Origin of the sequence: Paenibacillus sp. FSL F4-0087 (assembly GCF_038020215.1) — a bacterium.
In the GTDB taxonomy this organism is placed as follows: domain Bacteria; phylum Bacillota; class Bacilli; order Paenibacillales; family Paenibacillaceae; genus Paenibacillus; species Paenibacillus taichungensis.
In genome coordinates this window covers 6,085,883-6,110,593 of the sequence record NZ_JBBODJ010000001.1, presented here as the reverse complement: position 1 = coordinate 6,110,593, position 24,711 = coordinate 6,085,883, and the positions used below count along the sequence as shown (strand labels likewise).

The window sequence follows — 24,711 nt, the reverse complement described above, 5'->3', positions numbered from 1 at the left end:
TGGCATTAGTGGAAAGTAATATTGGACGTGTTCGAACCGATATTAATTAACCCCTGGGAAGCGCTGGTGATCTTCTGACCATTCATCATTAAATCAGTGATGGTTACATTGGACACTTTGCTTGAGCTGTCATAACCTTGAATGTAGGATTGAAAATTTCTGGTGTTCTCAAAGCTGACGCGGGTCAGTTCTATATTGCTGACCGGACCAACCTCGTCACTGCCATATTTAGCCGTCCAGATGAGGATCGGAGCTGTCCTGAATTGGCCGGAGGTTCCATTATTAAAGATCCTTTCCGTTCGGATGTCGATAAAATGAATATCATCCCATACGCCATTCCCTTGGTCATGATCCACACTCACGCCCCGATAGCCCTGGATCACGTCTATATTCTGAAACCATATATCGCTGACCGATGCCTGTCCTTGCATGCCGACCTTGGTACCCGCAGATTCGGTAAAGGCAACCGAATTTTTGTATACGACATCCGTCATCGGTTCTTCCGATGATGATTTCGCATCAAATACATCATCGCCGGTATAACCGAAGCATTGATCCACAACAGCGTGAGAAGTATTGACGAGATCAAAGCCATCTCCATGAATCCAGTTCACGTTATTAATAATTTTTACATTTTTGATTTTGACGTTTGTAGCGTCTTGAATCCTGAAGTTCCACGTTGTTCCATCTCTAAGCGTAATTCCCTCAAAGGTTAAATTGTTCGGTTTTGTTCCTCCCCCGCTTTTGTTAGAACGGATAATGTTCTCACGATTCGGCCCACTATCGCCCGTTGTAAGTGTAGTCCCATTGGAGTCGATCATACCTCTTCCTTTAATCGCTACGTTTGATTTCCCTACAATACGGATGTTGGCCGCGGGAAAAACCTCCCCGGAGAAATCATAATCGTTTACATCCGATGACCCGCGAAGTACGGCACCGGCAGCTAAATAGAGCGTAACATTACTTTTCATCTCCAGTTGCGAGAACTTATAAATACCCGATGGGAAATAAACAGTGCCGCCGCCGGAACGAGCGTTTGCATCATTGATGGCTTGTTGGATGATGGACGTCATTAATTTGCCGCCCGATTTGTCCACGCCCGGGTAATCATTGATGCTCTTTACGCTGCCGCCATTTGGTGATGGTCTGTCTGTTTCTATAGGATCAGCCATAATGACCAGGTTCTCCAGCTTGTTGATCGAGATGACCAAGTACCGTGATTCGGCTTGGGGAAGGGAGAAAGTCAGCTCCTTACCATTTACCGTTGCTTCGATGCCGTAACTGTGAGGACTAATGTTGTAAGAAGTGATGTTTTCTGAGGCTGTTACTTTAAAAGTCGCTGTACCGGAATAAGCAAACTGGGCAAAGGAATAATCAAACTGCCTGGCAACTCTGACCGTAGTCGAATCCACTTTCAACGTGTAGGTCGAGCTTGTACCGAAGTAAGAGGGATACGTCACTACGGTCGCAGCCGAAGCAGGTTGCGCCAAGCTAACCGTGAAACTAAACATGAGAGCAACAACAAGGATCATTTTCGTGAATACATTTCCGATTCGCCAGTTCACTTTACTGAAATACATAATCATTTCGCCTCCAGTATACTTTTAATTGCACCTCATTCTTCTCGTAACAACACGCTACAAACTAATTATTTATGATCGATAAAATAGAAAAACCCTCCTCTCCGGTAAGCGTTTTCATTCGTTCATATTGTATGATATAAGTTCATCAATAAAAATGTATTAATATCGTTTCTTTTTTGCAAAATATTCGGTAATTGTCTTCAATTTACAGCAAAAAGAGCCCGCAATTTGCGAGACTCTGTAAGTGCCTTATATTTATAATCCTTTGTTAGACATGAATGTCACCTTTACACCAGCTGCATGGTTGCCCTCAATGATTTGTCCATCCGAAGTGTTTGTTATAATATCTCCACACATGGTTAGATTCGCAAACGTGACATTCTTTACTGCATTCATGTCATTTGATCCGTAGATGTGTACAGGGTTAAATGCTGCATTCTCAAACAAAGCATCCTCGATATATATATTCGTAATGGGTGCTGTTTGCGCCTCAATTTCTACAGGTATACTTTTACCCATGGAGGTGAATACAAAGCTTTCCACCCTAGTATTTACAAAATGGATATCATTCATCAATTGATTCCCCGAGGTTGCTTCTACCACTATTCCACGCCGTGCCTGAACGACGTCATTATCTTCAAACCATACATCATACATAGGGCTTAATGACTGTAAACCTGCTTTGAGACCAGCACAGGATGAGAATACAATATTATTCTTAAAGCGCACATTATACATGGCAAAGTCATTTATCGTTGATTTCGCACATAGGGCATCATCGACAGTCATGACAAAGTTTTTTTCCGCGACGACATTTCTTGTTCCGCATAGATCTATACCGTCATTCATGATTTTATATTGATCTGCATTTTTGTGATTAATAATTTTAACATGTCTTACCGTAAATCCGTCGCCGCCTTGGATACCGTTAATCGTCCATGTAGTTGAGTCCTTTATCACGATGCCTTCTATCGTTACATCATTAGAAAAGTTACCTACAATAACATTTCTTCTATATCCGAGATAGGTTGATGATGAACGATCCGTATCCATAATCGCAATGCCACTAGCGTCTAGTACACCTCGTCCCATTATTTTTGCATTTGGTGCATGGTCAATCCTTATCATAGGATCAATAAATATTTTCCCTTCCCTGCTAGTCGTATAGTCATATAGAGTTCGGTCCGGATTTGACTTGATGACTGCCCCGCCATGCAAGTACAGGGTTACATTACTCTTGATGTAAAGAATATCCTTCACTCTATATACGCCTGCGGGTACATAGACGACTCCTCCGCCTGCGCCAGATGCATCATCAATGGCCTGTTGTATGATGCTGGTAACATCGGTCGTCCACGTGTTGTCTGCACAATAAGGCGATTTCGTTATATTATAAATACTTGTTCCGTAGGATCGCGGAGCATTGGTTTCCAAAGGGTCAGCCAAAACGACCAATTTCTCCAGGTTATTAATCTGAATAACCAAATACGAAGGTTTCTCGGCATTACTGTCAATCGAAAATGTCAGCTGATTCCCGCTCACTGTTCCCGTGATCCCCAAACGATGAGGGCTTATATCATAGCTTTTGATTAGCTCGTTTGCTGTGACTGTTACTATATATGTTCCCGAGCAAGAAAAATGAGCATAATGATAGTCTAAAAACTTTTCAACAAAGACAGGAGTGTCGTCTGCATGTAAACCAAAAAACGAGCTTGTTATCGTATAAGCGGGTTTTATATATGTAATTACGATGACTACACACCACCTTTCAAGATTTAAATACTTTTTCCACTAACACCTCATTCATTCCCCTGCACATTCTCTTATCTGGCAGATGAGGTCTGAAAGGTTTAGTAATACATCGCCGTCATACCACCCCTTCCATATACCTCTCTCAGCGTGCGCGCGGATGATGGATGCCTGCTGAAGTTCCGCTGCGGCTTCCAAGATTCGAACACGTATATGCCTCTCTTCCTTTTTAGAGCCGGCGAGTACAGACTCCGTTGCAATAGAGAGCTGATAAACTGCCCGGTATAACGAGCGGATGATGGACAGCTGGACAACAAGGTTAGTAATAAAGAACTCTTTACGATCCTCATCAATTTCCTGCATAGCCAGATAAGCCTCGTTCAGAGCGATGTCCCACTTCGGAAGTGCCTCTTTAGTGGCATTTTTGTAATACAATACGAAGTCTGCTGTTTGATTGAATGCCAATAACGTTTGATTCTGGATCTCTTCCTTTCTGAACGGCTGCCCATTCAAAATCGCCGTCAGTTTGACAATCAATCTTCGGCACATGCCATCCATCAGAAGCATACGACCTGCGTATCCCCGATTGTCCAGCGAATGGAAAGCATCGAAATATGCTTGATAAGCGTGGCCCGCCGCCACACTGCCTTGCTGCCCGTAATGTTCTACTGCCCATTCTCGCATGAACGGTTCCGGCTGACTAGTTTCAAGGTTCCAGCCTATTGCAGCAGTATATTGGGTTCCAAGCAGCATCTCTCTGATGTTTGTTACGTTAACGACAAGGTAGGCGGTATTCCCCTCCTGAACAGCCGCTTGCAGATTGTAATGAATTTTCTGTGGTAAAGTTCCTTGGACTAAATGAGGTCCGCAACTCCAAAAAGCGACGTGATAATACACGCCATATTGCCTTCCCAGCTCCCGGTTCACCTCATAAAAGCTGTCACCTAACATCTGGGTCGGACCGAAATCCGCCTGGATAATCATCGTTTCCTTCGGAAATGACAAATGTCCCCCCTTCAGAAGCTCCATTCCTTCCATCCACAAAGTTGCCGTCGAGGCAAAGGTGTTGTGGCCTACTGCTTCCGTAATAATTTCAAGTTGCTTAGCAATGGCACCAGCAATTAACTGACCTCTCTCACGATCTGTAACTGGCGCATACGGATCATCTGCCCATACTGGTTTGTCCCCCATGCCGCGTAATCCAAGTTGCCAAACCACATTGTCATACCTCGCCCAACGACTTGCATAAAGCCGCCAAACCTCTTCATACTTCTCAGGGTTGTTCGTATAGGATAGGGGCTCACGATCTCCTCGTTCCTGCCAGTAGCGCAAAACCCGCTTGGGGAATACCCCTAATGGCTCGATATGATGCTGGGAAATAAGCAGTCCGCGCTCCGCCACACCCCGAACCAATTCTTCATCTAATGGATCGAGGATATCTAATAAGGAACACGGAATTAACAGATTCTGTTTGAGCCGCAGCGCAGTCTCCATAATCGGTTCCAAGGCATTCACATAACCCGCATGCTTCGTGAATGCATTGTTTTCAAAATTCGTATCAAATTTGCCGGTCCATCCCAGCAACAGATCCTCATCATTAATGAACCAACCACGGTAGCTGAAGGTATGCGGTCCATCCGTCAACGAGATATTGCTGAAATCGAGACTTTCTTTGGCTGCAGCTGTATGACCGGTCCATAGATACAAGGGGTTGATCCCCAGAATTACCCGACTAAACTCATAGATGCCATAGATTGCACCTCTGGTATCACTGCCCACGATAACGACATGACACCCCTCTTCCCCAGCGCTCTGGATGAGATAATGTTCTTTTTTACCATCCATATTTCTGGAATCGATTCCTTTATTATTGAGGAAATTAGAAAATACAGCGTTGCTTAAGGTTCCCACTGTAATAGAAAATCCTTCTATATCTGAAATCTCTTGTTGGCAGAATCCAAGAACATCCATTACAATGTTCAAATCATTAATTAAATCATTTATTGCTAACCTGATGCCCTGATGTTCTTGAGCATCAATCTGTATTTCTACTATATCCTTGGCCAATAACCTCACCTTACCACCCCTATGCTTTTCTTTGACGCAAACCCGCTTGTCGTCAATTTATCCAAATCTTAAACAAGCCTTCGGTAATCCCTAAGTTGTACATATAAAAAAGGCCGAATAAGAAACTCAAGGATGATTACGTTCACCCGTATACCTTGTTCTGCGAATTCATGGGCAAGAAATTGGGTTACGCTGTTTAAGCCAGCTTTAGAAACGGAATAAGTAAATACTTTAGACAGCGGTGTAGTCGAGGATACGGAAGAGATATTAATAATGCTCCCCGTGCGTTTCTGCTCTATCATGCGCTTAGCGAAGATTTGGCAAGTAACGACAATTCCTTTTAAGTTAATATCCATAATGCCGTCCCATTCTTCCATCTCCAACTCAAAAAAAGGAGTCGCGCTGTTTTTGCCTGGGGCATTCAGCAGGATGTCGCATCCACCTGTCCATGCTTCGATGTCATTTGCCACTTGAATAATGGATTCCTTCGAGCTGACATCGGCTTGAAAGGCTTTGGCACTGCCTCCGCTCATCACAATAACATCCGCGACCTCCTATGCTTTCCGGGCATTGCGTCCGACAATAACAACATGTGCCCCATGAGCTGCCAAACCAGCTGCCATGGAGGAGCCGAGAACACTATTTCCTCCAATTGCAACTGCTGTTTTCCCCGTCAAATCAAATAAATTGGTCATTAGTCTGACTCACTCCCTATTTCCCAAAATAAGTTATCCTTGTTATCAAAAGGTAGTTCGTATGAATCTTGCACAACATTCATCTTAGGATCTTGTTTCACATATTCAAGCAGAGCTTCTGACACTTCGATCTCGCCCAGCTCCAGCGTATTCTTGATACGTACCATTTTCACTTGCTCGAAATGTAAAATGTTGCATGTCTTAATCGAAGCCTGTATCGTTTCTTTGTCATTCGGCAGGGTTGTGGAAATCTTTGTTGGAGCGACTACCGTAGAAGTCAGGCCGTTGGCATACGTTTTTCCAAATCCATTTTGTCTACCAGCCGCTGTGTTGTGAAATCGGCAGTACCGACGCCGTTCGCATTCCCTTCAGTTTGATGAGTTAAATCGAAGACAGCCATTTTATTGACATCTGGCCCTAATCCCTGTATGCCCGAATGGATTCGAATCCTCTTGTACCACCTCGAGCTGAAGTCTCCTAAACCAACCAGTGCTGCCTGCATTTTGTCCCGATCTTCACTCACTTTTTTTGGGAGATGAGCCGGCATGGACCCTTACGGAGACGATAGGATCTCCCACGCTGGAAATGAGATGATGGCAATCCCTCGGCTTAATAATAACCACAGTCACGTCTTTACCAGTTAAAAGTGTTCTTTGTTGATCTCACCTCGCATTTTCCAAGCAGGATAAGAAATGCTTCACAATCTTCGTGCGTATGATAGTCGATGCCTTCCGATCAGTCGTTCGTATGGGCGCGTGCGCCCCGTTTCTCAAAGGCAAGACCTCCTATGAGATGTAATGCTCTGGCATAATGTCTTTAAAAATATGTATTTCCGTAACATCCACAAACTGTTGTAAACGATAGGTCCTCATTTTAAACCAGGCCTTACTTTACAGATTTGTGGCAGAGGATGGAATATTCTCATAAATGCGCTTACAATATATTCACTTTCAAATTCCTTCTTATGTCGATACAATACAGGATAAAAATAATAAGAAAAATGTACTATCTACGTCTCTTTTATGTAAAATAATTGGCCGCGCCTTACAAAACGGCTCTATCGAGTCAATTTCACAATAAGAAACCCCTCAGCCGATGGAAAACCGAACTAAGGGGCTTGTTAGCTTTTTGTAATATTCAAGGGTTTGTAAAGCTACTGTAGATCCGCCATTTGTGTTAAAGGGTAGGGTAGCGTTTCATTACCCTCTTGACATTTCAATCCAACTTAATATTTCTCAAAATGAGAAATATTTACGGTTAGTGAGTTCATGTTTTTTGACTCACCAACACTTCCTTTAGTCGTGCAATGCTTAAAGCAATATTGATTAAGTTATTCATTGGATTTGATCGTCGTATTAGCATGTTTAGGTTAATAAAAGGGCGTCTACCTCCGTCGTTGAAATCATATCGGAAATGTAATTATGTTCATGTCAATGTATTTTGACAATAACTTTTAAATAAACCAAAAAAAAGCCGCTTATAGCGACTTTCAATAGGACCATGTTCTTGTCCTCTAACAGTCCTTCTTTCGGGATATCGTGCAACGTTTTGCTTCACGTTGTCACATTGGCTTTGACCAAGCTTATTCCGATCTACAAGCTATGTCTAGCACCATCTTCCACAAGACAAGGTTATTTTATTCACACCTAATTCTTGACGCTACCGATATTAATGGATTTCCCTTAAACGTCTGTTTAAAACTTGATAAAAAAAGTATATAGAACAAATTTCTATATACTAGCCTAAAATGATATTTGTCAAATGTTTAACCGCCGTATGCAAAGATTCTTTTCCCTCTACACATGCCATTGCAACCCCATAAATGCCCCAACTCCAAAATGTAGCAAGTAAATAATGTTCTTCCTTCACACCATGCTCTTTATCTAATAAAGCTTGCAGAGTTTCCGTCAATCGTTCTTTAATTTCATAGTCCATTTTTGATTTAAATTCTTCAAGAGCATGTTGACATTGTAAGGATAAATTTATTTGAGAACCCATAATAGCTTGGAGGGACTTAATAATCGTTTGTTCATCGATGACTTGTTGTGATGCTACTTCATTAAAAATTTCTTTAGTGAGAACCTCTTTTTGGATCACATCGATTAAATCGTATTTATCCACAAAATGATAGTAAAACGTTGAACGGTTAATCTCTGCTTCTTGTGTAATATCAGCAATGGTAATATCACTAAAATCTTTTTCTCTGATCAGTCTCATAAAACCATTCATGATATTTTGTCTTGTCCGTTGAATCCGTGGATCTTGTTTTTTCATTCGTACTTACCTTCTCCAAAAGCTATTATTTTCAACACTTGTTAGATTAAATGAATGACTTAATTATAACAGAAGATTTTCAAAAAAATAAGCAATTCATGATCCATTTTGTATGGACCACGAATTGCAACATAAAGATAATAAACGATTAAAAGTTTCGTGCTAATTGCTTTGCACGCTCGATGCCTGCTGCTTTAATTTCCTCAGTTTTATTTCGCATTTTAGCGTGACCTTCAATAAATAAACCTTCATATTCAGTAATACCCATGAAATTCATAATATGTTTTAAATACCGATCGCCTAGCTCTTCATCTGCTAAATGACCTTCTGAATAAAAATCACCGCGCGCTTGAATGTGAAGCACTTTCTTACCATGAAGTAAGCCTACAGCACCAGTCTCCGTATATCTGAATGTCTTTCCAGGTACCGCTACGGCATCTATATATGCTTTCACAACGGAAGGGAATGAGAAGTTCCACATCGGTGTTACAAATATCATTTTATCCGTTGACATAAATTGATCGAGAATTTCGTTAAGGCGTCCAACCTTCGCTGACTCTTCAGTTGAAAGAGCGTCCATGGGCTGTCCTGCACGAAGTTTTCCCCAACCACTGAAAACATCTGCATCTAAATCCGGAATATTTTCCTTGAATAAATCCAAGGCTACGATTTCATCCGTAGGATTTGTTTCTTTATATGTTTCAATAAATGCCTTTCCTGCTGCCATACTATACGAACGATTTACGTCATTTGGATTTGCTGTAATAAATAATACCTTAGCCATAGTAATTTCTCCTCTATACTTTTAAATTTACAACAACTGTTGTTAAAGTTAGTATAAAATGATTCATTTGCTAAACAAACCATCAATTTTATCGAATTGTTGCAAATCCAACATTATACTGGAATTGACTATAAAATGAATAATCAGAATAATGTTCAATCCGGTCTCTTGTCATAAAAATACAGATTAGAAATAATCCCTGACACGCAAGCCCGTTTCATATTGACTAAGTGCAGCAACGATTTGAATGTATGAATTGTTAAGTTAACCTGCTCCGTTAGTTTAATGAATTAGAGCAGCAAAATGTTGTATTGAATGAAGAGTAATGTGATTTTTGTAATTATTCTGCTCGTAAGCTTAATTTATTTAAGAGGAAAAGGAGCGTGTAGTTATATGTCTAATCGGTAATCGGACCATATTCTTGTCCTTTCCGGCAATCGGTAAAAATTCTTGTCCTTGGCTCGGGACACGATCTTGGTTCCTTAGAACAAAAAAGCCGCTATAATAGCGACTTTGAATGGAACAATGTTCTTGTCTCGCGACATTTTGAAAAAAATTCGAATATACCTACCAATTGTATCTTTAATATTTCCTGCTCTTGATCTGTGTAGACGTGGTTCCAATTCCATATCGTCCCCACTTCCCCTATAGAGGGGGAGGTATATAATGACTAACGGCTGGCTAATTTTAGTTGGACCTCATTGAATCACTTCAGTTGCTCATTATGATCAGCATCGTAAATTAATGATTCTCTTAAAAACCATTTTAAAGTTTCATACATTTTGTTCCAGTCGATATCAATCTTGTATTGATCAAGAAATTGTGGAATATTACCAATCAACAAATGCCAATCACCAATGTATTCTCTACCTGATACTCTAGCAAACATTGCATTATGCAGTATCTTTAAGTGGTACATTCTGATTTCAACCAAATCAAAAAGAGAATAGATATCCAAAAGGTAAACAGGAATACCATCCATCTGAGTATCTTGATACTTCAAGAAATCCGATCTGATTATCTCGAATATACCCGATTTCTTCTTCATGAATACATCCATGTTTAGATGGAATAAACTCCCCCTCTTCTTCTTTTACATGTTTTAAAGTCTCTATTCCTTTTTCAGTGATCATTTCCTCGATTTTTTCATCAACAATCAGTCCTGATATTTTGTAACCATAGTCATCTATAGCATCAAGAACTTGTCTACAGTACTTGCTTTGCAACGGATTTGTTATATCTGTGTATTCATTCGTCCTTCCATAACTATGATATGAAAGCATTTCATGTATTCTATAATCAATGTGCTTAACATCAAGGCAATTTATTTTCTCAGGTATTGAATCGAATATATCTACCGAAAAATCACTATCATCAAAGTTTCCATTTATAATTGTTTCCGATTCAATCTTTTTGATTTTTCTTTCAACGTCCATCTTTGCTAAAAACAGCGTAAATATCTAGAGCTGAAATGTGTAACCTTTAAGTGCATTTTGTGCAACTTGTCCCATAACATCACCCCTATAAACTTTTTAGTTTCTTTATTTTTATCTCTACTATCGCGTAAATAACAAAATCCCCTATACTAAAAATCACATTTATTTGTGGTACGGTTCATCGTATCAACTATAGAGCGAAGTTTAAAGGCACCCGAATCGAGTGCCTTCATGCGTTCTTCCTCTGCAATTATCACGTCAATGAGACTCATTTTCTTTTCCAACAAGGAATAATGCGAGCAGTTCAATTAATTCTATTCGTTGTTTGGCAGAAAATTTCTGAAGCAACTTTTCCGATATTTGCTCTTGGACTAATTTAAAGCGATGAACATGGCTAAGTGCTTCTTCGGTAAGCCGCAACAGCGTGGCACGACGGTCATTCGGATCGGCAGTTCGTTTAATAAAGCCATCACGTTCCAGGGAATCCACATGTTCCGTAATTGTTCTTGCTTTTAGTCCTAATTTAATGGCTAATTCGTTCATTCGAATCGTCTCTGCTTCCCACACGGTCAGAAGTAGGCGACCTCGTGGTCCGGAAAGTTGGACCGATTGATTGGACGATGCAAGCTCAATCTCAAAATCCTGATGTACTTGGTGGGATGCGCGCATAAGCAGTTGCACAACTTCTGTTGCATCCGGATAACTAATTGTTTTATTGGACATAAATGAGCACTCCCTTGACAAAGATAAAAGGATGTAATAGATTAATAATCAGTTATTGAGGTACCTCAATATATAGTACCACAATATGAATGAGTTCTTATTTAGTTTACAACTTTCTATTCAAGATGCAAATCATTTAATGTCCAATAACTATTGAGAAAGTGGTGATCCTCAAGTCAGAGCGTTAAAACAGCGAATTTTTAATAATACAGATATCATACTTCATGAATCGGAAATCCGTGCGAGCCAGTAACTGCTGCATACCGTTCTTAGGCAGATTGAGAAACGAACAGAGTTTGGGCAAGAGATGGATAACATTTTCCGGATATAATCTCACAGCGCTTGGAGCATAATTAATAGTGTTACAAGTGTTAAACTACAAAGCAAAATATATTTGTAATAAGATGGGGGATATTTATGTCAAAAGATTTTAGTAAAGAAAAAAATGCTAAGAATCTATACAAGAATCAGCCGGGAGTCGTACTACGGATGGTTGCAAAACCAGGGAAGGGAGATGAGCTATTTGAACTCACCACCAATCTTCATAACAATGGCGATTCAGATGGTCCAGTAGACTGGGCTATCTGCCGTTCCGATGAGGAACCTGATACCTTATGGGCATTTGAGTTCTATAGGGATGACGAATCATTCACACGTCATCACTCTAACTCTGCATTGGATAAGGGACATGAAAAGGTAATGAACCTCTTAGTTGATATGCCATTGAGAGCTGATGTACACATCATTTCCTCCAACTATACAATTGACACAGCTACAAATGCTGTTAACGAGAAGACCCTATATAAGAATCAACCAGGTATGGTATTAAAAACGTATGCAAAGCCTGGTAAGGGCGCGGATTTATTTGAGCTATGTACCGAGCTTCATTATAAAGATGACCCTGATGGCCCAGTAGATTGGGTTCTTTGCCAGCCTAATGATGAACCAGATACCATGTGGGCATTTGAATTCTATAGGGATGACGAATCATTCACACGTCATTACTCTAACCCTGCAATGGATGAGGGACACCAAAAGGTATTTGACCTCTGCGATGTCGACACGAATATAGGCGTAAGAGAAGAAATTCATATTGTATCCTCTAGCAGTGTGTCTGGTTCTTAGTTTCTCAACTTTCGCAGCTTGAAATCGGGAGGTACACCATGATGTAGTTGGGCAAAGCAGAGAATCAGTGCTGTATTGACTTTTAATAAGGGCTGATAATTTTTTGCCGACTTGATTGGTGATTTCGTTCATCAATTCCACCAGTTGTTGTATCCTCAATCGGGTTTAAATTGGGATAAATGGTACAATAAACCCAACGATGAACATGTTCATTGGCTTTTATATACAATAGTAGACAGATTCCTATGAGGACAATTGGAACGAATTACCATTTAATCATTCTCCAAAAAGTTCAACTAACCTGCCCGTTAATTGAACAAAAGCAACTGATCACTTTGATCAGCTGCTTTATTATTTTTATTAAGCTAATGTAACCCGTTAGATTAATGAATTAAAAAAACGATTAGGTATACGCCTAATCGGCAATCGGACTATGTTCTTGTCCATTCCGGCAATCGGTACAAGTTCTTGTCCTTGGCTCGGGACAAGAACTTGTACCGATAACATAAAAAAGCCGCTAAAATAGCGAATTTAATGGGACCATGTTCTTGTCCCTCGACAGTGGTTTAATTGTCCTTAAAAGACAATATGCTTCAACTGATTTTTGTAAGACTTCATAGTATAAATATTACGTTTGGCGCTTTCATGTTGATATGGGCAAACGTATTTGTAAGCCAACACTTCTTCATTTTCTAAATAGTGATATTCAATGGAACTTGATGAGCTGTTCTCAACAAAGTTGTATTTCAAAGCTACGTTTGGAAAAGATCGATCTCTCATTTTATTTACTTCGTTCCAAGAAGGTGTGCTAATTTCCTTACTCCTCTTCCCTGCTATCTCCAGCCAGGCATTAAAAAAATTTCCGCTGAATTGGATAACTATTTTTTTAATAATCCAAAAAAGAATTCTTGTATCAATACAATGTTGGTTCTTCATTTGAAGACTTACAATTTGTTCGGAGAAATAATCTAAGTGATCCTCGATTATCAAAGAAGCTTCCTCAGATATATTGATTTTCCTTAGAGAGTTTTCGTCATAAAAATGTTCCTTATTTATAAGAGATTTTCTCCAAAAAACATATGCGTATGCATAAGGGCATATCTCAGGGAATTTGGCCATATCATCTGTTTTTCTAAGTTCTATCAATTGCGTAATGCAATGTTGATGGTTCCCAAGAAGATTCTGGAATAACCTGTCTTCGACTTGTCTACATGCCTGTGAGTAATTTCTAAATAATTTTGTTCGGAACCGTTTTGAATAGTAATCATTTGGATGGATGGGTTCTATTGAATCAAAATGATTAGTTTCCTTGGGCTTTCCTTTAGTAATAATAACTTCAGGTTGCAATGTTGCTCATGAACGATCCATTTTGGTTGTACATCTAATTGATGCATGTTCGATTTAATCCATTCTAAAACAGCTTGATTTAATTGCTCTGGCCCTTTCCATTCATTCCAACTAGATATATGAAAGGATCCAATAGGAAACCCGCACTTACATCGGAAAGCATAACCCAACTGTTTATTGGAAAATAAAAAAGGTATTGTCTCATTACAATCAGGGCAGCTCTTGATCAAATTAAGATTATGAAATGCACACTTGTCTGCAGGCTTAAACTGGTGAAGCCAAGAATGGAAACCTCCTTCCGCCGCAGATTTTAAATCCTCAAATTTTGCTTGAACCTCTTCACTATCTCCATCTGGATACGCTACCTATTTTGTCTTTATAGACATCGTAGTTTGATAATTAAACAATTCTCTCATGTAGTCAAAAAAAACATAATTACTTGTATTATGATCAAAAACACTTTTATACTTAATAGCATGTATGTTTTCAATTTGGCAACATTGGCTCAGGAAATTTGGTAGAAGATACTCTTTTTTGACTCTGGTGTCACCAGCCCGGAACATACAAAATTTAAACAAGTTTACCTCCAAATCTGTAATGTCGATCACTTTAATGTCCATTTTAGGCTCACACTTAATATTCATAATATCAATTATCGTTCCGGAAGGCTGCTTCATTTCCATAATAGCTATTTCCTTGTCTCGAGAAAAATATAAAAAACCGTTTCCCTCAATATTAAAACGCCCCTGCGAGCTTATTCCTGATGGAGCCTCCCACATTTCCATTTCTGTCCATGGCATTATTTCATCAGATTTACGCGTTCGACATCGATAAAATTCTCCACTTAATCGAACATTTTTTGCAAGACCCTTAACTGAATTTCGAATGAGTTTACCGACCTTATGTTCTAAACCTAACATTGGAAATCGCTGGAGATGGCCCGTAAATGCAACCATCTCTTCTGTGGTAATTTTCCCAATAAGTTGCATTACTCCTATTGCGTTTCTGACCTCATCAACTGGTATTATTGAACCATTGGGCTTTTTTGAAACCAGAAGTAACTGAGATTCATCATCTTCATTGTCCAATCTCGAATAGGAATAGTCCTCTTGTGGGAGTTCGGTTAATCTATTGGTAAAATTGATATTTGCCGCTTGATAATTTAAACGACCTTCAATGATCCGCTGTTCTGTGACAGTTGATCCTGGATTTTTGTATGGTTCATCAAAAGCCCCCCCTCTTATAGCCTTTTCAACTGGATTTAGAGTATCCCACGAAATTCCTTCAATACCTTTCATGGCTCTTTTAACCGTATCTGTCGCTGCTATACTATTAAGAGAAAGATTATTCGATGGATATTTTATCCTCATTTGATCTGCTATCTTAAAATGATTTACATTATATCCCACGATATCTGTCACTGCTTGACTAATGGGGGTAAAGATTTCCGATGGATATTTTATCCTCATTTGATCTGCTATCTTAAAATGATTTACATTATATCCCACGATATCTGTCACTGCTTGACTAATGGGGGTAAAGATTTCCGATGGATATTTTATCCTCATTTGATCTGCTATCTTAAAATGATTTACATTATATCCCACGATATCTGTCACTGCTTGACTAATGGGGGTAAAGATCTCCGATGGATATTTTATCCTCATTTGATCTGCTATCTTGAAATGATTCGCATTATATCCCACGATATCTGTCACTGCTTGACTAATGGGGGGAAAGTTCCCTGATTGATTTTTCCTCTTTAATTGCGTTGCTTGTTCTTCTAGTTTGAATGAACTCTGGTACTTACCATCTTGATTAGTTAATTTTTTCTTACTCATAAACTAGTCGCTCCGTTCAATCAATTAGTATATATTCCTTAGTACTGATTAAAACTAGACTGAAAAATTAAAATCCGCGATTTCTTTATCGTATTTTCCGTTCAGTAACGAACTATTAACTATAAAAAACTCATTCATTACTGTTGCAAATGAACTTAGAAACTCTTTATTAAAGCTGGAGAGTAGAAAAAAGCTTGACTCAAAGTTAAATTGTGATACGCCAACTATCTCACCTAGATAGTTGTATCCGAATACTTCATTAGCAACATCTTTTATTTCAGTTGTGACACCATTCATAGGAAGTAAACCATTTACTTTATCACTTGTATTTGCAAAACTATGAATTATAGAATTTCTCAATGTAGCGCAATTTTTCATAAATGTCCATTCTGGCAACTGTTTTGGAAAATGAATATTTGCAACACTCACAATAAAATTACTAGCTTTCTCAATAGTAGGTCCGAAATTGTTTTTATCGTTTATGAAAGATTTAACACTTCTAGTAATACCACTATTTAACTCCAAATTTTTGCATATCTTCATAAGAATATGTTCTAAAAATCCATAAAGTGTAACAAATACTGAATTTCTTAAAGTTATAGGAAACCAGTAAGATTCATTTTTCAAACTATAAAAATCGTAAGATTCGCCTTCATGAATTACTGTATAATGTGATTTTCTGACCATTTCTTTTATTTCGAATTCAATAGACTCTATGTAACTAGATGTCTGACTTAGGAAATCCCTTATTTCAAGTTTGAGCTTACAAAATTCACTTATTTTATTATTCAAACAGTTCCATTCCTTTCATCCATTATGTCCATGGATTTGTTTATCACAGATAGGGAAGCTTTACCAGCCTCTTCACGAGTGCAAGTTCCTCAGAAGTCTGTCTCGCTGTTTTTTTGTATCTATCAAACTAGGAGGACTTGCTAAGATAAGTTTTGAGGAGCCTCATGACAGTACTTCCAAACGAAAACTATTTCACAATCGTTCGGTATAACTTAAAAATAAAGTATTCAAGAAAACTTATTAGCATTAACGAATCCATAAGATTCAAGCCTGTCTCTTTCTTCATCCTTCAACACTGGAACAGCCCATACTAAAGAATATTTTGCTCTGGTGTTAGCAACATAACCTATCCTTCCAGCTTCAAGCTCTTTATCAATCCACTTTTTCCAATGTCCACTTCCTGAATTATGACTGCTTGAGACTACCATAACACTTTCAAAATCTTTACCTTTAACCGAGTGGATCGTATTTATTGATATCAAATTTAAATTATCCTTTTTGTTATATTTCAAAATTTTGCTTTTAGCAGTACCTCGGGGAGCATTTAATTTAGGTAGTGTGCTGAAATCTCTGTTTTCTTTATCATATTTTTTTAACTTTTGATAAGCTTTATCTAGTATCTTATAGGAATTTTTATTGAAATTTTTATACCAAGTAGTATACTCAACATTGTCAAATTTCGTTAAATCATCATATGCTAAGCAACCTTCTAGAAAGTCTTTAATAAAAATTCTCCATCTAAAAACAGAATCGATTGAATTTGGACAATAAAAACTGTGTTTTGCTCTAGCACCACCAAACCATTTTTGTATATGCTTGCTTGCAAGTTCAAGAGCAATTAGTCTTGAACTTGGTGTATTTTGAATCCAAAGTTGTAAAGAATCCAAAATTGGATGTTTACTCATTCGAGAATCATTTTCTAAATCTTGTTTCATTGTCAGTTGTCTTACCAAGATAGCTGATTTTTCAAAAGGAATATCTACATTTTTTAGAAACTCAAGATATTGATTGATTATTAAAGATCGATCAGTGTATTCCAAGTAGCAGACACTTCTCTCCCCTAACTTATCTATTTCATGACCACGGATAGATAATGTGATGCCTAACAATTGGTTCGATGTTTGTACTATTGAATTGCAGCTTCTAAAGTTATCTGTCAGGAAATACTTTTTGAAGTCAGACAAAAATTGCTTAGTGGTGTTAGGATTCGCATTTTTGAATTCGTAAATTGATTGATTTAGATCTCCAATAAAATGTAGAATGACACCACATGCCTTTAATTGATTGAGAATTTTTATTTCAACCAATGATAAGTCCTGACATTCATCTATAAAAATGTAAGGAAATCGTGTTCCTATTAGTTTTGCAATCTTGGGATTTTTTGTTAAGACGTTGAACGCCATATTGTTGATGTCCTCAAAGTTCGCGAAACCATCTTTTAAAAAATTTTGTTTTACTTTGATTATCTCATCTCGTATATATTTGATTCCTAAGGCTTGATTATTGCCAGTTTTTTCTCTATAATTTCGAATAAACTTTTGGAATTCGGCAGACTCATAATATTCTTTCAATGTGAACTTGTTACTTTCAGAATTATAAATAATTATATCTTTGTTTTCATGATCATAGTAAATTTGGTTAGCATAAGAATACTGATGAGTTGTATTACGATTTGTATAAGGAAGCTCATATTTTTTTAACCAGTGATTATCAAATATCTCCATATTTTTATCTATTAACGTATATGAAGTATCACCAGATCTATTTTTATGTTTCGAATATTTGTATCCAAAACGTTGTGCAATAAACCCATGTATAAATCCCGATAAAGTTCCAATATGGTGAGGATATAAGGAAGTTAGATCAGAAAACATTCCCACTCGTTTTTTTATAGTGTCCATAGCTTCATTAGTAAAGGTGAGCACCGCAATTCCTTGGTTCCTATAGTCCCATTTACTTATTTCATAAGCAGTTTTCATGCCAACAACTTCGGTCTTTCCGCTGCCAGCACAAGCTTCCAAATAAATGTTTTCAGTTAAAGGAGAAAGAACATATTCTAACTGCTGTTCGGTTTTCTCCTTTACTTTAGTTTCAATAAGTGAAATATATGCATCATTAATTTCATGTTTATTTCCACATAAAGTTCTTATTACTTCTTGTTCCATCCTATATTTATTATCCATTTATTTATTCACCGCCACATGACCAGAGAATAGCCTTTTCTATGTAACTTGGAACTTTTATTACATCACCTATATTTGAATAAACGCTTTTGATATTGGATTTGGTATCATCAACACGGTCCCATTCTTTATTTATTTGTAACTCTAAGTAATCTGTCAATTTCTGTGCGTAAACGCCTTTCCCAACCTCTTCAACATCTATATGCTTAAAAATGTATTTAGCATCCTCTGCTAATAATTGATCGTTTTCATCGTACACATTGTTTTTCAATAAAATTTTTTCGCAACGCGTTTTTACTTTTCCGGGTTTTGGCCATAAATTAAAAAGCACTTCAGCCATCTGACTAGTGTTTTTTTCAATAGCTAAGTCATATTCAAACGTCTTTAAAGGTGAGTGAAACAATCTTCCCCAAATGCTGTTATTAACTTCCTCAATTAGTAGTAATGCGCTATTTGCACCTAAAGGTTCTTCTCCAGGTAAAGGAAAAATGTCTACGAGTGTGAATAACGGTTCTTGGTCTTCATCTAACTTTAATACACCATTTTTATCATAAATATTTTCTTTGGTTTTAGGAGGATCATTATCTGTAATTCCAGAGCAGTAGATTGGTAATTGATTCGAATTTGTGGAACTGTCGAAATTTACAAAGAGCTTCATGAAATGTTTAAAGTTGATACCATTGATGTTGATTATAGATACACCTGCTTCTTCTAAAGAGTTGGGCAACATTCTCGTTGTCCCAGTCAAGTCTTTATTATGTCTTGCCAATACTATCTTTGCTAAAGAGGGAATAAGCATTGCTTCACTTATACCTTCCACCAAAATGATTCCTTTAGAAAAAAGCAATGTAGACTTTGTAACATCAAGCCACCGATTAATATAGTTTTTACTTTCACCCAAATTGATTTCTTTCAATGAGGTCGCAATAATTTTTTCTTCCTTTTGAGCAATATGAATTAAATTGTCCGTATTTATTGAAGAAGCAAGCACTGGTGAATGGGTTGTAATAACAACTTGTGTGTGTTCAAGTTTACGTGTTATCTCTTCTAAATATTTTATGAATTTCACCTGAAGTTGAGGATGAAGGTGTGCTTCTGGTTCTTCAATTAACAACACGGTCATCATATTGTTATCTTTTAATAATTCGAGTTCAGCAAAAACAGTAGCTATGTACAAAAGATTATTATATCCCAAACTATTTGTAGCAATATCTCTGTACTTATCTGGATCATTCTGCTGGATGCCAGGGAAAAAGACCATTTTGATACTTTCTACTATTTTATTAAAAGTCGTTTCTGCGAATTGCAGATTGATACTCTGACCTAACCGTTGTCCTAGTGTTTCCTCAAGTTTTGTATTTATTTTTTTCTTTGCTGATTCAATCTCATTGTATTTATCTTCAGAATTATTTGTAATTTGTTTATTAAATTCGCTTACGCTCTGCACGAGTGTATCTTTATTGTCACCATATTGCTTTTTTAAAAGTTGTGCTAATCGGGATCTCTTACCATTAACGAGTTTTTCCTCTGCATCTCGAAGAGGCGGTAGATATATACAATCAATGCATTCAAATGTTTCTTCTTCAAAAATACTAGATTTGGCAGCACCACCCCATATTTCTTTCTTGTAGTAGCCTTTTCGATTAGGATTGGCGTTAATCTCTAGATGCAACTGTGCTTTAAAATCTGCATCACACCATGATATAAAAGTTACTTGTTCATCTGAATTAAGAGACTCAAATAAAAGATCGATTCTAATTTCAGGAGCGGAGTATTTATTATCAATAGAACGATAAAAGTCATCCTCATCTATACTCATATATGAGAATTCATTTTCTCGTAAAGCAAGTCTCAATGCATTAATAATAGTGGTTTTGCCTGAGCCGTTTTCCCCAACAAGTACATTAAGTCCTTTGTTAAGTTTGATTTCAGATTTCTCTTTAGTATTCTTATACCCTGAGATACTCAACCTAGATATATGCATTTGAATGCCTCCATTAATGTGCTTTATTCTCGTCATATGAGTTCCGTCATGATACTATTCAGATAACTAAAATTTATTAGATAAATAAAGCTAATACCGCAACTCTTAAAAAAGTCTCTAAACAATAATTTTTGATTTCCATCGTCTGTGATCAGGCTGATAAATCACCATTGTCAATATTGAGTAGAACCAAGTTCTCGGTTAACCCAAACTATGGTACCTCGCTTATTATCATGATCGAGTTGACAGTCGAAACCATGCTTTCTGTAGAAATGTTCCGACCTGTCGATGTGATCCCAGTCTACTGAGGAAATCCATCCGGTAATAACTTTGATTTGCATCTCATGGACTATTTTTATTAGCCCTTCCATCATGATCGACCCGTAACCCCTATTGACCCGCTCTCCTTCAATCTTTATATCTGCAATATCCATATGTCTGTTCTCAACATGTACGTGGACGTTCGAATCAGGCACTTTTACCCCATCTTTGGAAATGACCTTCACCCTAAGATGAATGTTTACATCATCCATCCCGTCACCATACATTAAGCGGTAAATCATCACACTTTCCCCAAATCGGTTCTGGGCTACATGAATGATCTTATGTCCATCCTTTTCGAGGTCAGTCGTGTGCCACCTGATATCATACTCAATATCGCCCTTTTTCTCCAAGGGGAGCGGTTTGCATTCTCTATTCAAAATAAGAAACGGATCGCTGTCCCCAAATAAATCCTTTAGTATATCGGTAAGCTGCTTTGAGCTTTTCTCATCAAGCGGATTATTTTTCTTTGCCACATTATCACTCTTTTCTTCGTAGCTATTCATTGATTCTATAATAGTAAATATTCCCCACTTCCCATTCGAACTCCTTCCTCATTTCGACTGAATTCTACATCATGGATGAGCGACTTTCAACTTTTACCCTAACTTGAAAGATGCAATGTTTATTCGAAATTTTATTAAAATGCACTCGGCAATGCTAAACAGATCAACGGATTATTAATTTTCTATTTGGATTTCATAAATCACTCATATTCCCTAATAAATTATTTCTGTTAGGAGAATATAAAATACTCAAGACTAGTTAAAGCCCCAAACCACATTTGATATCACAAAACAATTTCATTACGATAGTCATCGTACCCTGAGGAGGCATTAATAATATCTTCCTCTTAGACTAACCTTACACACCTACCGCCATCATATTGAAAGAAGCAGCAAGTGATGCAACCGTCTCTCGCTCTCCAGTGACAATATATATGATCTTTATCCTCTGGGCGCTGCGAAGTTTAACTAGCCTGCCCGTTAGGTTATTGAAACAGATAAAGCTTCTTATCAACAGTACTACCATGTCTTTTCAACAACGAACTATTTCTTGCCTTTGGTCGGAAAAAACCTAGTTCTTGATACCAAAAATCGATGTCCTATTGCTCCTGTGCTTTTATCTCGGCAGATGGTCTACATCATGATACTATTTAGATAATCACCTAATCCGAAATGACACAATGTTCTTGTCCTTTTCGGCAAAGGAACCAAGTTCTTGTCCTCAGCTTGGGACAAGAACTTGGTTTCTTAAAACAAAAAAGCCGCTATAATAGCGACTTTGAATGGAACAATGTTCTTGTCTCGCGACATTAATTGAGCTATCGTTCCCGTTAGCTTAATGGAAAACCACATGAAATCTACAAAGTTCCCGGGTTTTCAAACTCATATACACAATATGCAGCACATGTTGCTGTTTTTATGCCGTCAACAACAAGCTTCGCTAGCGCAGCGCCCATCTCCTTAGAACCATCTCCAAACATCCAAGCAGCAGGAACTTCTAAATTCAGGTTTTCTTTTTGAGCATACAACTTCCAATATTGTTCAATTACGTTTTTGTTCTCTGTTCTTGTCCCTCGACATCATTATGAACCACCTTCTTGATCATCATCGGCTAAGGACATGAGTTTGTATTATCAAAATTTGCTCTTAAAAAAGCTGTAAAGAACGTTTCCCAAGAATATATTGAAAAACGGTCTTTACATAAGCTCTCATGTTCTGACTTAATAAGAAAGATTATTAATGGATTTTATAAAATCTTCTTTCATCTTTGTATCATAAGATTTAGGCAGGTTATTCAGCAATTCATCCACCTGCTTTTTGAATTGATTGATTTGTTGTAAATCATATTCTCCTCGTACATACGAAGAAAGTACCTTAAACATGGATTCATTAACCATCGCCACTTTGTCATCAAGGATTGAGGATTCGAGATGCGTTGAAGCCATAGAATTCTCAAATTTAATATAAGAATTCATTGCAAGGTTTAACCGCTCTTTTGCATTAATAAGAATATTCGTATTTTCAGATTTAGAATTTTCAGCTTTTAAAGTACCTATCGATTCACTAAAATAAGTCAATCCATGAATAAAGGTTCTATAGGCTGAAGGATCTCCAGATGCATAATCACGTTGTTTGTTTAAATGATTGTTATACGAGAGAATAACGAGCAATACATTCAGAAAAATGGATGCAATCAGAACGAGTTTATAGGAGTTTTTTCTCATTTCTACAGTCCAATCAAATATATTTAATTTATAGTGTGATTAAAGTAAGCTGTATTACTTGAAGCATAAATTGTTGGAAAGTATGAACCTCCAAAAGGAACAGGATGTATGGAGTATTTTATTTTTGTTTGGGGGGTCACAATAACTCTCTTACTGCTGCTAAACATATCATATGAGAAAGTTCATAACATTATGGATTAACTGCTCTTTTGCCAGTTCACCTTCACTATATTCAAAAAAACCAATCACCAGCGGCATCTCTACAAAACGTATCTTCATGGAAAATATCCTTCTGGATCACCATGTAACTTGCACATTTCAACTGTATTATCTCTAGGCATACCTACAGAATCTAAGAATTGTCCTTCCACCGACAGCGTGCTGTCCGCGTGGAATTCGGTGATCAACGTCTTGCTGCCGAGCGCTGGTTTGATATACACTTCCGGAAACAGACGTTTAGGTAACTTTTTCTCGGACGTGACCGACTTCGGTGCGCCGACGAATTGCTTCATGCTGGAATGCAATTGCATCAATATCACTGCCGCCTGCGCCCGAGTAACGATATCGTTGGAACCGAACATCCCGCGCTTAATGACTTCTTTCCATGGAGGAACACTGATTTCTTCACATCCCTTCCCTGCTATATCAAACCATGCATGGAAGAAATCTTCGGTAATATGACTATGTTCTTGTCCATTCCGGCAATCGTTACAAGTTCTTTTCACTCATCTACCACCACTTACGGTAATGGTTTCCCCCAAAATATAATTTGCTGCATCTGATGCGAGGAAGCAGATGATTTCTGCTATTTCAAGTGGAGTTGCAGCACGTTTCATTGGGACGGATGCTACTAATCGTTCGAGGCGGTTATCTTCAGGGGCAAACTTATCATGAAATGGTGTTTCAACAATTCCGGGGGCGACTCCATTTACAATAATCCCATATTCAATAAACTCCCTAGACATTCCAACTGTCATCGTGTTTACTGCGCCTTTTGTTGAGGCGTAGTGGATACTTTCGCCCGAACCTCCAATACGAGCCGCTGCCGAAGAAAGATTAATAATTTTACCACTTTTTCGTGAAAGCATGTCTTTTAATACCGCCTGTGAACATAGGAGGATACTTTTTACATTCAACGCATAGGTATCGTCCCAAAGTTCCTCGGTCATATCCATGAATGTGCTCTGTTTAATGCCTCCACCAGCGTTATTTACCAATACATGAACGGCTCCATAAATCGAAACAACCTCTTGAACCATTACCTCAACTTGGTCTTTCTTAGTAACATCTGCTTGGACAGCTATACATTCACCACCCAATTCTCGAATCGCAGTAACTGTTTCTGTTGCTCCCTTTTCGTTTTTATTGTAGTTGATGACAACGTTTGCCCCTCTAGAAGCCATTAATTGCGCCGTCGCCCGACCAATTCCAGAACTGGCTCCCGTAATGAGAACAATTTTCCCTTGTAAATCTTGCACAATCTCTACCTCCCGACTGTATTCTTTTTAATATTTTTGGATATTATTATGCATCAAGCGTGGGATGGAACATTTACCTTGCCTTTATTTCAAGATTAC

The 24,711-nt window shown here is 37.9% G+C and carries 18 protein-coding genes and 3 pseudogenes; 1 reads left to right on the top strand and 20 read right to left on the bottom strand.

Going from position 1 to position 24,711, the window contains the following annotated elements; translation table 11 throughout:
* Positions 1-5: 5 nt before the first annotated feature.
* The 10 genes and pseudogenes from MHB84_RS27840 to MHB84_RS27795 all read right to left on the bottom strand — a co-directional run bounded on the left by MHB84_RS27840 (position 6) and on the right by MHB84_RS27795 (position 11,311).
* Complete coding sequence (locus MHB84_RS27840; protein ID WP_076288725.1) at positions 6-1,580, bottom strand: glycosyl hydrolase family 28 protein; 1,575 nt, start codon at positions 1,578-1,580, stop codon at positions 6-8.
* Between the two features lie 258 nt (positions 1,581-1,838).
* Positions 1,839-3,125 (bottom strand): glycoside hydrolase family 28 protein, encoded by a 1,287-nt coding sequence (locus tag MHB84_RS27835; protein WP_076288726.1) that lies wholly within the window; start codon positions 3,123-3,125, stop codon positions 1,839-1,841.
* Between the two features lie 261 nt (positions 3,126-3,386).
* Positions 3,387-5,399, bottom strand: coding sequence for a glycosyl hydrolase 115 family protein (locus MHB84_RS27830; RefSeq protein WP_076288727.1), 2,013 nt, complete (start codon positions 5,397-5,399; stop codon positions 3,387-3,389).
* A gap of 122 nt (positions 5,400-5,521) precedes the next feature.
* Positions 5,522-6,094: pseudogene (locus MHB84_RS27825) on the bottom strand (SDR family NAD(P)-dependent oxidoreductase); the annotation flags it as partial.
* Positions 6,094-6,512: pseudogene (locus tag MHB84_RS27820) on the bottom strand (hypothetical protein); the annotation flags it as partial. The pseudogenes MHB84_RS27825 and MHB84_RS27820, both read right to left, overlap by 1 nt.
* A 1,319-nt stretch (positions 6,513-7,831) precedes the next feature.
* Positions 7,832-8,368: a TetR/AcrR family transcriptional regulator gene (locus tag MHB84_RS27815; protein WP_076288728.1), complete on the bottom strand. Its 537-nt coding sequence runs from the start codon at positions 8,366-8,368 to the stop codon at positions 7,832-7,834.
* A gap of 148 nt (positions 8,369-8,516) precedes the next feature.
* Positions 8,517-9,152 (bottom strand): FMN-dependent NADH-azoreductase, encoded by a 636-nt coding sequence (locus tag MHB84_RS27810; protein WP_076288729.1) that lies wholly within the window; start codon positions 9,150-9,152, stop codon positions 8,517-8,519.
* 706 nt (positions 9,153-9,858) lie between these two features.
* Positions 9,859-10,041 (bottom strand): hypothetical protein, encoded by a 183-nt coding sequence (locus MHB84_RS27805; protein WP_341143087.1) that lies wholly within the window; start codon positions 10,039-10,041, stop codon positions 9,859-9,861.
* Positions 10,042-10,087: 46 nt separating this feature from the next.
* Positions 10,088-10,588 carry a hypothetical protein gene (locus MHB84_RS27800; protein ID WP_143764636.1) on the bottom strand — a complete coding sequence of 167 codons (501 nt, stop codon included), beginning with the start codon at positions 10,586-10,588 and terminating at the stop codon, positions 10,088-10,090.
* 258 nt (positions 10,589-10,846) lie between these two features.
* Positions 10,847-11,311, bottom strand: coding sequence for a MarR family winged helix-turn-helix transcriptional regulator (locus tag MHB84_RS27795; RefSeq protein ID WP_076288731.1), 465 nt, complete (start codon positions 11,309-11,311; stop codon positions 10,847-10,849).
* Positions 11,312-11,728: 417 nt separating this feature from the next.
* On the opposite strand from MHB84_RS27795, the gene MHB84_RS27790 reads away from it, so the two are divergent.
* Positions 11,729-12,436 (top strand): antibiotic biosynthesis monooxygenase, encoded by a 708-nt coding sequence (locus tag MHB84_RS27790; protein ID WP_076288732.1) that lies wholly within the window; start codon positions 11,729-11,731, stop codon positions 12,434-12,436.
* A gap of 576 nt (positions 12,437-13,012) precedes the next feature.
* Here the strand turns inward: MHB84_RS27790 and MHB84_RS27785 are convergent.
* The 10 genes and pseudogenes from MHB84_RS27785 to MHB84_RS27745 form a co-directional block, all read right to left on the bottom strand.
* Positions 13,013-13,555, bottom strand: a complete 543-nt coding sequence (locus MHB84_RS27785) for a hypothetical protein (RefSeq protein ID WP_341143086.1) — start codon at positions 13,553-13,555, stop codon at positions 13,013-13,015.
* Positions 13,556-14,148: 593 nt separating this feature from the next.
* Positions 14,149-15,624 (bottom strand): RES family NAD+ phosphorylase, encoded by a 1,476-nt coding sequence (locus tag MHB84_RS27780; RefSeq protein WP_341143085.1) that lies wholly within the window; start codon positions 15,622-15,624, stop codon positions 14,149-14,151.
* Between the two features lie 54 nt (positions 15,625-15,678).
* On the bottom strand, positions 15,679-16,416 hold the full coding sequence (locus tag MHB84_RS27775; RefSeq protein WP_076288735.1) for a hypothetical protein: 738 nt from the start codon (positions 16,414-16,416) through the stop codon (positions 15,679-15,681).
* Between the two features lie 227 nt (positions 16,417-16,643).
* Positions 16,644-18,599: a UvrD-helicase domain-containing protein gene (locus tag MHB84_RS27770; RefSeq protein ID WP_076288736.1), complete on the bottom strand. Its 1,956-nt coding sequence runs from the start codon at positions 18,597-18,599 to the stop codon at positions 16,644-16,646.
* Between the two features lie 4 nt (positions 18,600-18,603).
* Complete coding sequence (locus MHB84_RS27765) at positions 18,604-20,583, bottom strand: ATP-dependent nuclease (RefSeq protein WP_076288737.1); 1,980 nt, start codon at positions 20,581-20,583, stop codon at positions 18,604-18,606.
* Between the two features lie 173 nt (positions 20,584-20,756).
* On the bottom strand, positions 20,757-21,410 hold the full coding sequence (locus tag MHB84_RS27760) for an N-acetyltransferase (protein ID WP_076288738.1): 654 nt from the start codon (positions 21,408-21,410) through the stop codon (positions 20,757-20,759).
* Between the two features lie 875 nt (positions 21,411-22,285).
* Positions 22,286-22,456: pseudogene (locus MHB84_RS31460) on the bottom strand (ASCH domain-containing protein); the annotation flags it as partial.
* A gap of 174 nt (positions 22,457-22,630) precedes the next feature.
* Positions 22,631-23,134, bottom strand: a complete 504-nt coding sequence (locus MHB84_RS27755) for a hypothetical protein (RefSeq protein WP_076288739.1) — start codon at positions 23,132-23,134, stop codon at positions 22,631-22,633.
* Between the two features lie 275 nt (positions 23,135-23,409).
* Positions 23,410-23,859, bottom strand: a complete 450-nt coding sequence (locus MHB84_RS27750) for a hypothetical protein (RefSeq protein ID WP_076288740.1) — start codon at positions 23,857-23,859, stop codon at positions 23,410-23,412.
* Positions 23,860-24,612, bottom strand: a complete 753-nt coding sequence (locus tag MHB84_RS27745) for an SDR family NAD(P)-dependent oxidoreductase (RefSeq protein ID WP_076288741.1) — start codon at positions 24,610-24,612, stop codon at positions 23,860-23,862. It abuts the gene before it with no gap.
* Positions 24,613-24,711: the final 99 nt, after the last annotated feature.

What these genes read in the sequence shown, in the direction of transcription:
- MHB84_RS27760 (WP_076288738.1), bottom strand. Translation starts at nt 21,410, where the DNA reads ATGAATAGCTACGAAGAAAAGAGTGATAATGTGGCAAAGAAAAATAAT.
- MHB84_RS27795 (WP_076288731.1), bottom strand. Translation starts at nt 11,311, where the DNA reads ATGTCCAATAAAACAATTAGTTATCCGGATGCAACAGAAGTTGTGCAA.
- MHB84_RS27755 (WP_076288739.1), bottom strand. Translation starts at nt 23,134, where the DNA reads ATGAGAAAAAACTCCTATAAACTCGTTCTGATTGCATCCATTTTTCTG.
- MHB84_RS27805 (WP_341143087.1), bottom strand. Translation starts at nt 10,041, where the DNA reads ATGTTTGCTAGAGTATCAGGTAGAGAATACATTGGTGATTGGCATTTG.
- MHB84_RS27840 (WP_076288725.1), bottom strand. Translation starts at nt 1,580, where the DNA reads ATGTATTTCAGTAAAGTGAACTGGCGAATCGGAAATGTATTCACGAAA.
- MHB84_RS27765 (WP_076288737.1), bottom strand. Translation starts at nt 20,583, where the DNA reads ATGCATATATCTAGGTTGAGTATCTCAGGGTATAAGAATACTAAAGAG.
- MHB84_RS27815 (WP_076288728.1), bottom strand. Translation starts at nt 8,368, where the DNA reads ATGAAAAAACAAGATCCACGGATTCAACGGACAAGACAAAATATCATG.
- MHB84_RS27800 (WP_143764636.1), bottom strand. Translation starts at nt 10,588, where the DNA reads ATGGACGTTGAAAGAAAAATCAAAAAGATTGAATCGGAAACAATTATA.
- MHB84_RS27770 (WP_076288736.1), bottom strand. Translation starts at nt 18,599, where the DNA reads ATGGATAATAAATATAGGATGGAACAAGAAGTAATAAGAACTTTATGT.
- MHB84_RS27790 (WP_076288732.1), top strand. Translation starts at nt 11,729, where the DNA reads ATGTCAAAAGATTTTAGTAAAGAAAAAAATGCTAAGAATCTATACAAG.
- MHB84_RS27785 (WP_341143086.1), bottom strand. Translation starts at nt 13,555, where the DNA reads ATGGCCAAATTCCCTGAGATATGCCCTTATGCATACGCATATGTTTTT.
- MHB84_RS27810 (WP_076288729.1), bottom strand. Translation starts at nt 9,152, where the DNA reads ATGGCTAAGGTATTATTTATTACAGCAAATCCAAATGACGTAAATCGT.
- MHB84_RS27780 (WP_341143085.1), bottom strand. Translation starts at nt 15,624, where the DNA reads ATGAGTAAGAAAAAATTAACTAATCAAGATGGTAAGTACCAGAGTTCA.